Consider the following 12,336-nt stretch of genomic DNA (forward strand, 5'->3'; position numbering starts at 1 on the left):
TTTACGCCAGCGCGCGAGAAATCTGGTCGATTTGAGCGGTGGCCAGGCGGCCGCCATAGGCTGTTTGCAGTGTTTCAGCCGTGAACGCCGTGTCCACAGGACCTTCGGCCACTTTGCGGGTATTGATCAGGAAGACGTGATCGAAGTACTCAGTGACAGTAGCCAGATCGTGATGCACGACAACAACTGTCTTGCCAGCTTCTTTCAGCGATTTCAGGACCGCGATGATGGCTTTCTCGGTTGCGGCATCAACTCCGGCAAACGGTTCGTCCAGTAGATAGAGGTCAGCATCCTGCGCCAAAGCGCGCGCCAGGAAAACCCGTTGCTGCTGACCGCCGGAAAGCTGGCCAATCTGGCGATCCGCGAAATCGCGCATGCCAACGCGGTTCAGACATTCCATCGCGCGCGACATGTGCCGCGCCCGGATACGGCCCAGCAACCCCAGCTGCCGCGACAAACCCATAAGGACAACGTCGATCACGCGTGTCGGGAAATCCCAATCTACGCTGGCCCGCTGTGGGACATAGGCGATGCGGGCGCGCTGGCGTTCCAGCGGCTGACCAAAAACCGTCACTTGCCCGGACAGCGGCGCCACAATTCCCAAAGCAGCCTTGAGCAGGGTCGATTTCCCCGCTCCGTTCGGCCCGATGATTGCAGTCATCGCCCCCGGCTGCACGGTCATATCAACCGAAAACACCACTGGTTTCTGCCCATAGGATACGGTCAGGCCCCGTATGGCCAAGGGGCTGTCCTCAACATTGTGCTCGGCAACCGGGATACCCTGATTTGTGGCCAATTCCAGCATGCGTTAGTACCCCGCCGACAATTTGCCGTTCATCCCACGTTCGGGCACGTCTGCGCCCAGCGCTCCGGCGATCGTGGTGATGTTGTGGTCCAGCATACCCACATAGGTGCCTTCGTAGGTGCCCGGCTCACCCATCGCGTCCGAATAGAGCTCACCACCCACTCCAACGTCGTGGCCCTTAGCCGCCGCGCCTTCGATCAAAGCACGCATCAACCGGTCAGAGACCGAGCTTTCCACGAACACCGCCTTGAGTTGCTTGTCGACCAGGGTATCCACCAGCTCTCCGATGCGGTTGAGACCGGCCTCGGACTGGGTCGAGATCCCCTGAATACCCATCACCTCATACCCGTGTTCAGCGCCGAAATAGCCAAACGCATCATGCGCTGTGACCAATACGCGGTTCTGTTCCGAAACGGCGGCAAGGGTCTGGTCAGCGTAGGCTTGCAACTGTTCAAGTTCGGCGAGGTGCGCTTGCGCGTTTGCAGCGAAGATGTCCGCAGCCTCGGGGCGCGCCTCGGTCAGAGTGTCCTGAATCTCGATTACGACTTCACGCCACAAGTCCGGGCTCATCCAGACATGCGGGTCGTACTTGTCAGCGTAGTCGTCGTGGGCGCGCAGTTTGGATTTGTCGATCCCTTCTGCAACCGCAACAACGGTCTGTTTGCGCGCAAGATCACGGAAGAAGTCTTCCATCTGCGCTTCAAGATACAGACCATGCCACAGAACAACGTCCGCGCGGGTCATCGCCACGATGTCGCTGCGCGTCTGGCGATAGGCATGCGGGTCAACACCCGGACCCATCAGACCTTTGACTTCTACCTGATCACCACCGACCTGGCGGGTCGCGTCAGCGATCATACCAGTGGTTGCGACCACTTTCAGGGGTGCTTCAGCCCAAGCGGTCAAAGGCAATGCAGCGGCAAAAGCCAACGCTGCAAGAAAGCTGCGACGAATCATACCAATCCCCGGTTTGCTGTCCTCTTGCAAATGAATATGCGAACCACTCGCAACTAAGTCAACGCTATTGCGAATTATTCGCAAAAAAAGTACGTATTTTGTCCATTTGGTCAAAAAATGTTCAAGCTGTGCGCTGCTACGCCTTCCATTTGGGCACCTCTCGTGCAAGTTTGACGCAAACCTCCAAAGGATGTGACAATGGAAACGCAGAGCTCAGACAGCCCCGTGCGCACCGCGCATCTGCCGCAAGTGACCGAGCCCAGAAACCCCGGAATGGATCTTGATCTGGACTGGGTGCGTGCCGTTCAGGCCAATACGTCGGCCATAGAGCGTCGCGCAGCAACCCTGCCCGGTCGACGATCTGTAAAGAAAGATTATCAGGCGGCTTGGTTGCTGAAGGCGATCACGATGATCGACCTGACCACCTTGTCGGGCGACGACACGGTTGGCCGGGTGCGCCGCCTGTGTGCCAAGGCACGTCAACCGGTGTCGCCTGCGCTGTTGCGTGCAATGGACATGACGCCGATCACCACCGGGGCGGTCTGCGTTTATCACGACATGGTCGAAACCGCCGTTGAGGCGCTAGAAGGCACCGGCATCCCGGTGGCTGCGGTGTCCACGGGGTTTCCGGCTGGCCTGTCGCCGTTTCACCTGCGCGTGGCCGAGATAGAGGAAAGCGTTCAGGCCGGGGCTGAAGAGATCGATATCGTGATCTCGCGCCGCCACGTGCTGTCGGGCAACTGGCAGGCATTGTATTACGAGATGAAAGCCTTTCGTGCGGCCTGCGGCGATGCGCATGTCAAAGCCATCCTGGCGACTGGTGAACTGGGTAGCCTGCGAAACGTCGCACGCGCCTCGCTGGTTTGCATGATGGCCGGTGCGGATTTCATCAAAACCTCGACCGGCAAGGAAAGCGTCAACGCCACCCTGCCCGTTTCGCTGGTGATGATCCGCGCGATCCGCGACTACTATGACCGCACCGGCTATCGCGTTGGGTACAAGCCTGCGGGCGGTATCTCAAAGGCTAAGGATGCACTGGTTTACCTGGCTCTGATCAAGGATGAGCTTGGGGACCGCTGGCTGGAACCCGATCTGTTCCGCTTTGGCGCGTCGTCTCTGCTGGGTGATATTGAACGGCAGTTGGAACACTATGTGACGGGCGCATATTCCGCCGGTTACCGTCATTCTATGGGGTGAGGCACGCACGGAAATCGCTCCGGTGGAGCGATTTCAGTGCCGAACGGGCGAAGCCCCGGGAAAAGGACAAGAACAATGACAGTCAAAGAGATTTTCGAAACCATGGACTATGGCCCCGCCCCCGAAAGCGCGGCTGAGGCGCTGGCCTGGCTGGTCGATCAGGGCGACAAGTTTGGCCATTATATCGATGGCGCTTTCACCAAACCCGGCAAAGGGTTCGAAAGCCGCAACCCGGCGACCGGAGAGGTTCTGGCCAAGCTGACACAGGCCAAGCAAGCCGATGTTGACGCCGCCGTTGCTGCCGCCCGCAAGGCGCAACCGAAATGGGAAAAGCTGGGCGGCGCGGGACGCGCGCGCTATCTCTACGCCATTGCACGGCTGTTGCAGAAGCATTCGCGCTTGTTTGCAGTGCTGGAAAGCCTGGACAATGGCAAGCCTATCCGTGAATCGCGCGACATCGACATCCCGCTGGCGCAGCGGCATTTCTACTATCACGCAGGTATGGCGCAACTGATGGAGAGCGAGCTGCCAGACGCGCAGGCGCTTGGCGTATGCGGCCAGATCATTCCTTGGAACTTCCCGCTGCTTATGCTGGCGTGGAAGATCGCGCCCGCTCTGGCGATGGGTAACACGATGGTTCTGAAACCGGCCGAGTATACCTCTCTGACCGCGCTGCTGTTTGCCGATATCTGCACGCAGGCCGGTCTGCCTAAAGGCGTGGTCAACATCGTTACCGGTGACGGTGCTGTGGGTGAGATGATCGTCAACTCGGATGTAGACAAGATCGCGTTTACCGGCTCTACCGCCGTGGGTCGGCGTATCCGCGAGGCGACTGCAGTGTCAGGCAAGGAACTGACGTTGGAACTGGGCGGCAAGTCCGCCTATGTCGTCTTTGACGACGCCGATATCGACAGCGCCATCGAAGGTCTGGTCGATGCGATCTGGTTCAATCAGGGTCAGGTGTGTTGTGCTGGGTCCCGCCTGCTGGTGCAAGAGGGGATAGCCGACCGTTTCCACGAGAAGCTGCGCGCGCGGATGGACACGCTGCGTATTGGCGATCCGCTGGACAAGTGCATCGACGTGGGCGCGGTTGTGGATCCCATCCAGTTGCAAACCATCAAGGGCATGGTTGAAAGCAATACGGTTGGTCACGTGCATCAAGCCGCTTGTGAGTTGCCCGAAAATGGCTGTTATTATCCGCCGACCCTGATCTCGGGCCTCGAAACCTCCGATCCGCTGATGCAGGAAGAGATTTTCGGCCCGGTGCTGGTGTCGTCCACATTCCGCACCCCGGCCGAGGCGGTTGAGCTGGCCAACAACACCCGCTACGGCCTGGCTGCAACCGTCTGGACCGAGAATGTGAACCTCGCGCTGGATATCGCGCCTAAGCTGGTTGCGGGTGTGGTCTGGGTCAACGCAACCAACCTGTTCGACGCCGCCGCCGGCTTTGGTGGCGTGCGCGAAAGCGGCTTTGGCCGCGAAGGCGGATGGGAAGGGCTTGCGGCGTATACCAGACCCAAGGGCAAGGCGAAGCCGCTTGCGAAGGTTGAAGCCACCACCGGCGAAGGCGCCCCGGTCGACCCCATCGACCGCACCGCCAAGATGTATGTCGGCGGCAAGCAGGCGCGACCCGACGGCGGCTATTCCAAGCCCGTGTGGGGCAAATCCGGCCTGCTGGGTCATGTGGGGCTGGCCAACCGCAAGGATGTGCGCAACGCGGTTGAGGCTGCGGCAGGCGCGAAAGGCTGGTCCAAGACCACCGGCCATCTGCGCGCGCAGATTCTTTATTATATCGGCGAGAACCTCTCGGCCCGTGCCGATGAATTCGCCGCGCGTATTGACGCCATGACCGGCAAGAAAGACGGTGCGAAAGAGGTCGAGACCTCGATCCAGCGTCTGTTCACCGCCGCCGCCTGGGCCGACAAGTATGACGGCCAGGTGCATGGCGTTCCGATCCGGGGTGTCGCCATCGCGATGAAAGAGCCGGTGGGCGTCATCGGCGCGCTCTGTGCGGATGAGGCGCCACTGTTGGGTCTGGTCTCGGCCATGGCACCGGCGATTGCGATGGGAAACCGGACGGTTCTTGTGGCCTCGGAACCCTATCCGCTGGCAGCAACGGATTTCTACCAGGTCCTCGAGACGTCCGACGTGCCCGCAGGTGTGGTCAACATCCTGACCGGCAGCCATGCGGAGCTGGCGAAACCGCTGGCCTCACATCTGAACGTCGATGCGGTCTGGTCCTTCTCCTCCACCGATCTGTCGAAGGAAATCGAGGTCGTCTCAGCCGGGAACCTGAAACGGACCTGGGTCAATAACGCGACGGCATTTGACTGGAGCGTGGACCAATCGCGCCGCTTCCTTCAAGCTTCAACCGAAGTGAAGAACATCTGGGTGCCCTACGGCGAGTAAGGCACCCCGCTAAGGGAGGTCTACATGGACTTTGCAGGGCAAACTGTCATCGTCATTGGCGGGACCAGCGGCATCAATCGAGGCATCGCCGAGGCTTTTGCGGCCTCGGGGGCCAAACTGGCGGTTGCCAGCCGGTCGCAAGAGAAGGTGGACGACACCGTGGCGGCGCTGAAAGCGGCAGGCGCGGCGAACGCCATCGGCGCCGCCTTTGACGTTCGTGACGCGGACGCAGTGGCCGCTGGACTCAACCAGTTCCATGACGTTTTCGGCAATTTCGACGTTCTCGTCTCGGGCGCGGCGGGAAATTTCCCGGCGCTGACCTCTGAAATGTCAGTAAATGCGTTCAAGACGGTGGTGGATATCGACCTGATGGGCACCGTCCATGTGATGAAGGGCGCCTATCCCCACCTGAAACGACCCGGGGCCAGCATCATCAACATCTCGGCCCCTCAGGCGTTCCTACCCTATGAAGGGCAGGCTCATGTCTGCGCCGCCAAGGCTGGCGTCGATCAGATTACCCGAACGCTGTCGATGGAATGGGGGGTTGAGGGGATTCGCGTAAACTCGGTGGTGCCAGGTTTCATCGAGGGCACCGAAGGGGCGCGACGATTGGCTCCTACGGAAAACGCGCATGAAGAGATCAGACAGGACGTGCCGCTGGGACGTTGGGGAACCACGCAAGACGTGGCCAATGCCTGCCTGTTCCTTTGCTCGGACTTGGCCAGCTATATCAGCGGAACAGTTCTGTCCGTCGACGGGGCGCTGTATCAGCGCGGGTCGGGCAAATTCGGACAAATGATGGGGCAAATGCTGCGCTCGCAGGTAAAAACAGACCCTAAATAGCCGAAACAATCTGGCCCTATGCGGATAAACCGGGCCTACAGCCTAACCCGGTGCATCCCCCTGCGGGGTTGGTCGTTATCGTCTACCGGGGCTTCATCCTCGCGGGATGAGGTAAGCGCGAGGAAAACATCCTCAAGATCGGCTTCTTCGGTTCGGACGTCGCGGATACGAATGCCAGCCTGCCGTACGGCTTCTAGGACCTGCTCGCCGCTGGTTTGAATGCTTTGATATCGCAATACAAGGTTTCCATCCTCGCGCAGCGCCGCCTCAACACCTTCCGCGAACGGCAGATCGGTGACGGGGTCGTCCGGAGCGATCACCATGGTGCGGCTGTCCATCCTGCCAAGAAGGTTGGCAGTGCTGTCCTGCGCGATCATTTCTCCGTGATTGATGATGGCAATCTCGTCACACATCTCCTGAGCTTCTTCCAGGTAATGCGTTGTCAGAATAATGGTCATACCCTGTTCGTTCAGTTTGCGCACATTGGCCCAAAGCATCTGGCGCAGCTCGATATCAACGCCGGCCGTGGGTTCATCCAGAACCAGAATCTTGGGATGATGCACCAGCGCCTTCGCCAGCAGCAGCCGCCGCCGCATACCGCCGGACAGAGTTCGGGCATAGGCCTCTGCCTTGTCGCTGAGGCCAACAAGGTCCAGAATCTCGGCGCTGCGGCGCTGTGCCTTGGGAACGCCGTAAAGCCCGGCCTGAACTTCCAACGCGCCACGAGGCGTGAAGAAAGGATCAAGGTTCAGCTCTTGCGGCATCACGCCGATTGCGGCGCGGGACTGGCGCGGATGTTTATCCTGATCGAACCCGCAGATCACGACACGGCCTGCGGTTTTCACCACCAGACCGGCCAAAATGTTGATCAGCGTCGACTTTCCAGCGCCGTTTGGCCCGAGCAAACCAAAAACCGAACCGCGCGGGACTGTCAGGTCGATACCCTTGAGTGCATGCTTCTCGGGTTGGCCCTTGCCGCCTTTATAGGTCTTGCGCAGCCCTTCGATTGTGATTGCCGCATCGCTCATGTGGCTCTTGCCCCCGGTTTGCTCATCGCTCATAAACGCACCTAATACATGCCCGCGAGGCCGACAACCGAAGAAGGATCGCCAGCCGTGACCATCGAAGCGCCGGAAACCAAGATCGTCGAAACCACTCGTGTCGCGTGCGACGGTGGCGAGGGTGCGTTGGGTCATCCGCGCGTGTGGCTTCAAATCCCCGAGGACATCGGTTGGGTCGAATGCCCCTATTGCGACTGCAAATACGTGCTGAAAGGCGCAGCGGGGCAGAGCTGAGAGGGCTGGCAGCCCACTTGCCCGACATGTCCCTTTTTCGGCCAGACGAAGCATCGCGGCTTCGAAACACTACGGAGGCGTGATGCTGTTTGCACTGGATCTTTTGCAGCTGTCGAGTCAGGAGCCTCTGACGACCGGTGGTCAAAGGGACGTGTATGCCTGTCCGGATTTCCCAGAGCTACTGATCAAGGTCACACGGCCGCGCAAACGTCCCATTCGGTCCTACACAAAGCGGCTGATCCGACGGGTGTTTCCCGATGCGATCTATCGCAACGCCCTAAAGGAAATGGAGTGCGAGCTGAAGGCAGCTTTGAAAAGCGGTACCGATATTGCGCAATTGCCGTTGGCACGCTCTTTCGGTGTCGTGCAGACCGATGTCGGCCCGGGTCTTGTTGTAGAGCGCATTCAGTCCGAAGACGGGCAGCTTGCTCGACAATTGTCGTGGGTGTGTGAACAGGGAACGCTGAGCGACGAGGTCCTGAACCAATTGAACAGCTTTGTGAAAAGCCTGTTCCAGCTTCAAATCGTGGGGCGCGATATTCACCCCGAGAACATAGTCTATGGGCTGCGCAATCAAACCAAAATGTTTGTTCTGATTGACGGATTCGGAGAGCGCAACGTGATCCCCTTGCGCACCCTGAGCCGCAGGTTGAATGACCGTTCGCTCAGCAGGCAGATGCAATACATCGCTGATCGGACAGGGCTGATCTGGGACAAGGCGCATCGGGCATTTCGCACTGTGTAATTATGGCTGGCCCCGGCGGCCTGCGAGTGCGCTTGCCGGTGGATGGATCGCCTTCTTGACTGGTCACCCGCGCGCCCCTGTGGCAGAACCGTCTCCAACCAAATCGGAGACGTCGCATGAGCAATTTCGGAAAAGGGTGTCATCTGCATCTGATTGACGGATCGGCCTTTATTTTTAGGGCCTATCACGCGTTGCCTCCGCTGACGCGAAAATCTGACGGGCTGCCGATCGGGGCGGTTTCGGGCTTTTGCAACATGCTGCAAAAATATGTCGAAGGGAATACCGGGCCGGATGCACCGACCCATGTTGCGGTGATCTTTGACAAGGGCTCTCATACCTTCCGAAATGACCTGTATGACCAGTACAAGGCAAACCGCGAGGCGATGCCCGAAGACTTGCGCCCCCAGATTCCGCTGACCCGTGAAGCAACCCGCGCCTTCAACATCGCATGCAAGGAATTGGAAGGCTACGAGGCCGACGACATCATCGCCACCCTTACCGTTCAGGCACGCGCCGCGGGCGGGCGTGTCACAATTGTCAGTTCGGACAAGGACCTGATGCAACTGGTCGGTGACGGCGTTGAAATGCTGGACGCGATGAAGAACAAGCGCATCGACCGGGATGGCGTGGTTGAAAAGTTTGGCGTTGGACCAGAACGTGTGGTCGATGTGCAGGCCTTGGCTGGCGACAGCGTCGACAACGTTCCGGGCGCACCCGGGATCGGGGTAAAAACCGCAGCCCTGCTGATCAACGAATTTGGCGATCTGGAAACGCTTCTGGATCGTGCGGAAGAGATCAAGCAGCCCAAGCGCCGCCAGACCCTGATCGAAAAGCGCGATCAGATCGAACTGTCCAAAAAACTTGTGCAGTTGGACGAGAACACTCCGTTGGATTTCACTTTGGACGATCTTGAGGTGACGGACCCTGATTCCGAGATCCTACTGGGCTTTCTGGCAGAGATGGAGTTCCGCACCCTAACGAAGCGCATCGCGGACAAACTGGGGGCAGAAGCGCCCGTGATTGCTGACGCGCCTGCGCCTGCCGCCGAGGTGGAAGAGGTTGAGGCCGCGCCCTTTGATGCAACGAAATACGCGTGTGTCCGTGACGCTGGCGCGCTGCAGAAATGGATTGATCAGGCCTATGAACGCGGCTGGGTCGCGGTGGACACCGAAACCACTGGTCTGAACGAGATGATTGCTGATCTGGTGGGTATTTCGCTGTGTATCGAGCCGGGTGAGGCCTGCTATGTACCTCTGACCCACCGGGATGGGGCGGCTGATGATCTGTTTGGATCGGATGCGTTGGCCGAAGGGCAGATGCCGCTGGATGAGGCTCTAACACTGCTGAAACCGATGCTTCAGGACCCGTCGATCCTGAAAATCGGGCAGAACATGAAATACGACGCCAAGATTTTCAAAAGGTATGGCATCGACATTGCCCCCATCGACGACACGATGCTGATGTCATACGCGATGCACGGCGGCGAGCATGGGCATGGCATGGATACACTCTCGGAGCGGTATCTGAGCCACACGCCGATCCCGATCAAACCGCTGTTGGGATCGGGTAAATCGGCGATCACCTTCGACAAGGTGCCAATTGATGAGGCTACGGCCTATGCCGCCGAGGATGCGGATATCACGCTGCGCCTGTGGAAGCTGTTTAAACCCCAGCTGCATCAGGCTCAGGTAACAACGGTTTACGAAACGCTGGAACGTCCGTTGGTGCCGGTCCTGACCGAGATGGAGATGCATGGCATCAAGGTTGACCGCGATGTGCTATCGCGGATGTCAAACGCGTTTGCACAGAAAATGGCCGGGTTAGAGGCTGAAATCCACGAACTGGCAGGTGAGACTTTCAACGTCGGCTCACCCGCGCAGCTGGGTGAAATTCTGTTCGACAAGATGGGCCTCGAAGGCGGCAAGAAAGGCAAGACCGGCAAGTATTCCACAGGAGCCGATATTCTTGAGGACCTCGCGACCGAGCATGAACTGCCGCGCAGGGTGTTGGACTGGCGACAGCTTTCCAAGCTGAAGTCGACCTATACGGATGCGCTCCAGACCCATATCAATCCCGATACGGGCCGGGTGCATACGTCTTACTCGATCACTGGGGCCAATACGGGTCGTCTGGCGTCGACTGATCCGAACCTGCAGAATATACCGGTGCGCACCGAAGAAGGGAGGCGCATTCGCGAGGCATTTGTTGCCGAGCCAGGTAACGTGATGGTCAGCCTTGACTATAGCCAGATCGAGCTGCGAATCCTGGCCCATATCGCCGATATTCCGGCCCTGAAACAGGCATTTACGGATGGGTTGGACATTCACGCGATGACGGCGTCCGAGATGTTCGATGTCCCACTGGACGAGATGACGCCAGATATTCGCCGCAAGGCCAAGGCGATCAACTTTGGTGTGATCTACGGCATTTCGGGTTTTGGACTGGCGCGCAACTTACGCATTCCACGGGCCGAGGCGCAGGGCTTTATCGACCGCTATTTCGAACGTTTCCCGGGTATTCGGAAATACATGGACGACACCATCGCTTTCGCGAAGGATCATGGTTATGTCCAGACCCTGTTTGGTCGCAAAATCCATACGCCCGAGATCAATGCCAAAGGGCCGCATGCCGGTTTCTCGCGCCGGGCGGCGATCAACGCGCCGATTCAAGGGACTGCGGCGGATGTGATCCGGCGGGCCATGGTGCGAATGCCGGATGCAATCAACGGCTTGCCCGCCAAGATGCTGCTGCAGGTACACGACGAACTGCTGTTCGAAGTGGCCGAGGATGCGGTGGATCAGGTAATCGACGTTGCCCGCGACGTGATGGAGGGTGCGTCGGACCCTGCCGTCAAGCTGGATGTAAAGCTGAGCGTGGATGCAGGCCAAGGCGCGAACTGGGCTGAGGCGCATTAGGAAAGGCGCAGCTCATCGGGCCCCGCGGGCCTTCTTCGCCGCGGGTCAGTCCTGCGGCCTGACCAGCCTATTGACCACCCGTTGCACCATAGGTCCGAACAGAAGGATGACGGTAAAGGCAATCGGCCAGCAGAAACTCCACGATGCCATCCAGTTGCCAAATGTGCTTGGGCCGAACCCGATTGCCTTCACGGTCGCGATACCAGTCACGATAAGGGACATTAGGCCAGACATGATCAGGCTGAACACGGCACGGGAATATTGGGCAGGGATCATCACGGGCGTCCTATTGGTCGAAGCCTCTACGATGTGATGCATTTTCTATAAAAATGCCAGACCTACATCTGCATCCATCCAAGACTGTCGGATGTGCGCTTTGTTGACGGTGTATATTCCGCGCTAACCCACCCGGAATAGCCTGCGGCGTCAATCGCCCGGAAAAGACGTTCGAAGTTCGTTTCCCCGGACCGCGGTTCACTGCGGTTAGGGGCGGCGCCGATTTGGGCGTGCACGATCCGGGGGTAAAAGCGATCCCAGATCGCCTGCGCATCGCCGTGGATCATATGTGCGTGAAAGCTGTCATATTGCAGGCCGACATTCGGGCGGCTCACGCGGTCCAGCACCTGCGCGGCCAGTTCATAGTCATTCAGAAAATAACCGGGTTGTGAGATCGGATTGAGGGGTTCAATCGTGAACTGCTGTGTTAGTGCAAAATCAGCAGCCCATTGCAGATTACGTACAAAACAATCCTGCGCCTCGGGTCCGGTTGCGTAGCCTGACATGATATGGATCAGCTTTGGCTGCGGAACATCGGCATAGCGCAAAACGCGCCGGATATCGGACTGAAACCGCGCTTCGGCACCGGGGATTGCGGCATAGCCAGGCTCGGCACCGGTATAATTTGGCGGCGGCGCATTAATCAGAACCAGCTCTAGCCCGTTGGCCAGTAACGCGCGGCGGGTTTCTTTAGCGGCCAATTCGTAGGGAAACAGAACCTCCACCGCTTTGAAACCGGCTTCGGCTGCGGCCTGAAAGCGCTCAAGATACGGCAACTCTGTATAGAGCAGAGAGAGATTGGCGGCGAATTTGGGCATGAGGGGTCTCGGGCGGCTATCGCCCGGACCATACTCACAGGCTGATTGCAGGGGAAGGGGGTCAAAAACGACAGAT

Annotated in this window: 11 protein-coding genes; 6 read left to right on the forward strand and 5 right to left on the reverse strand. The window is 58.9% G+C overall.

All coding sequences use genetic code 11. From position 1 onward, the window contains the following. Position 1: 1 nt before the first annotated feature. Positions 2–805, reverse strand: a complete 804-nt coding sequence (locus LCM21_RS13485; protein WP_224891064.1) for a metal ABC transporter ATP-binding protein — start codon at positions 803–805, stop codon at positions 2–4. 3 nt (positions 806–808) lie between these two features. Next, on the reverse strand, positions 809–1,762 hold the full coding sequence (locus tag LCM21_RS13490; RefSeq protein WP_224891065.1) for a metal ABC transporter solute-binding protein, Zn/Mn family: 954 nt from the start codon (positions 1,760–1,762) through the stop codon (positions 809–811). A gap of 198 nt (positions 1,763–1,960) precedes the next feature. Here LCM21_RS13490 and deoC point away from each other — a divergent pair, with 198 nt between their 5' ends. From deoC to LCM21_RS13505, 3 genes are all read left to right on the forward strand, one after another. After that, the gene (deoC, locus tag LCM21_RS13495) at positions 1,961–2,959 is read left to right on the forward strand and encodes a deoxyribose-phosphate aldolase (RefSeq protein ID WP_224891066.1); all 999 of its coding nucleotides are present in this window, start codon (positions 1,961–1,963) and stop codon (positions 2,957–2,959) included. A gap of 75 nt (positions 2,960–3,034) precedes the next feature. Then, the gene (locus tag LCM21_RS13500; protein WP_224891067.1) at positions 3,035–5,368 is read left to right on the forward strand and encodes an aldehyde dehydrogenase family protein; all 2,334 of its coding nucleotides are present in this window, start codon (positions 3,035–3,037) and stop codon (positions 5,366–5,368) included. A gap of 24 nt (positions 5,369–5,392) precedes the next feature. Then, on the forward strand, positions 5,393–6,211 hold the full coding sequence (locus tag LCM21_RS13505; RefSeq protein ID WP_224891068.1) for an SDR family oxidoreductase: 819 nt from the start codon (positions 5,393–5,395) through the stop codon (positions 6,209–6,211). A gap of 35 nt (positions 6,212–6,246) precedes the next feature. Here the strand turns inward: LCM21_RS13505 and LCM21_RS13510 are convergent, their stop codons facing one another. Next, the gene (locus LCM21_RS13510; RefSeq protein ID WP_224891214.1) at positions 6,247–7,239 is read right to left on the reverse strand and encodes an ABC transporter ATP-binding protein; all 993 of its coding nucleotides are present in this window, start codon (positions 7,237–7,239) and stop codon (positions 6,247–6,249) included. A gap of 87 nt (positions 7,240–7,326) precedes the next feature. Here LCM21_RS13510 and LCM21_RS13515 point away from each other — a divergent pair, with 87 nt between their 5' ends. From LCM21_RS13515 to polA, 3 genes are all read left to right on the forward strand, one after another. Further along, positions 7,327–7,506: a zinc-finger domain-containing protein gene (locus LCM21_RS13515; protein WP_068336798.1), complete on the forward strand. Its 180-nt coding sequence runs from the start codon at positions 7,327–7,329 to the stop codon at positions 7,504–7,506. An 82-nt stretch (positions 7,507–7,588) separates the two neighbouring features. Continuing rightward, positions 7,589–8,251, forward strand: a complete 663-nt coding sequence (locus LCM21_RS13520) for a YrbL family protein (protein WP_082677472.1) — start codon at positions 7,589–7,591, stop codon at positions 8,249–8,251. Positions 8,252–8,367: 116 nt separating this feature from the next. Next, positions 8,368–11,166, forward strand: coding sequence for a DNA polymerase I (polA, locus tag LCM21_RS13525; protein ID WP_224891069.1), 2,799 nt, complete (start codon positions 8,368–8,370; stop codon positions 11,164–11,166). A 45-nt stretch (positions 11,167–11,211) separates the two neighbouring features. Here the strand turns inward: polA and LCM21_RS13530 are convergent, their stop codons facing one another. Both LCM21_RS13530 and LCM21_RS13535 read right to left on the reverse strand, forming a co-directional pair. Then, positions 11,212–11,442, reverse strand: coding sequence for a DUF2798 domain-containing protein (locus tag LCM21_RS13530; protein ID WP_082677486.1), 231 nt, complete (start codon positions 11,440–11,442; stop codon positions 11,212–11,214). A gap of 62 nt (positions 11,443–11,504) precedes the next feature. After that, on the reverse strand, positions 11,505–12,260 hold the full coding sequence (locus LCM21_RS13535; RefSeq protein WP_224891070.1) for a hydroxypyruvate isomerase family protein: 756 nt from the start codon (positions 12,258–12,260) through the stop codon (positions 11,505–11,507). Positions 12,261–12,336 lie beyond the last annotated feature (76 nt).

Source organism: Ruegeria profundi (assembly GCF_020171505.1).
Taxonomy (GTDB): domain Bacteria; phylum Pseudomonadota; class Alphaproteobacteria; order Rhodobacterales; family Rhodobacteraceae; genus Ruegeria; species Ruegeria profundi.

Coding starts and splice junctions, on each gene's coding strand:
- LCM21_RS13485 (WP_224891064.1), bottom strand. CDS start 805: ATGCTGGAATTGGCCACAAATCAGGGTATCCCGGTTGCCGAGCACAAT.
- LCM21_RS13490 (WP_224891065.1), bottom strand. CDS start 1,762: ATGATTCGTCGCAGCTTTCTTGCAGCGTTGGCTTTTGCCGCTGCATTG.
- deoC (WP_224891066.1), top strand. CDS start 1,961: ATGGAAACGCAGAGCTCAGACAGCCCCGTGCGCACCGCGCATCTGCCG.
- LCM21_RS13500 (WP_224891067.1), top strand. CDS start 3,035: ATGACAGTCAAAGAGATTTTCGAAACCATGGACTATGGCCCCGCCCCC.
- LCM21_RS13505 (WP_224891068.1), top strand. CDS start 5,393: ATGGACTTTGCAGGGCAAACTGTCATCGTCATTGGCGGGACCAGCGGC.
- LCM21_RS13510 (WP_224891214.1), bottom strand. CDS start 7,239: ATGAGCGATGCGGCAATCACAATCGAAGGGCTGCGCAAGACCTATAAA.
- LCM21_RS13520 (WP_082677472.1), top strand. CDS start 7,589: ATGCTGTTTGCACTGGATCTTTTGCAGCTGTCGAGTCAGGAGCCTCTG.
- polA (WP_224891069.1), top strand. CDS start 8,368: ATGAGCAATTTCGGAAAAGGGTGTCATCTGCATCTGATTGACGGATCG.
- LCM21_RS13530 (WP_082677486.1), bottom strand. CDS start 11,442: ATGATCCCTGCCCAATATTCCCGTGCCGTGTTCAGCCTGATCATGTCT.
- LCM21_RS13535 (WP_224891070.1), bottom strand. CDS start 12,260: ATGCCCAAATTCGCCGCCAATCTCTCTCTGCTCTATACAGAGTTGCCG.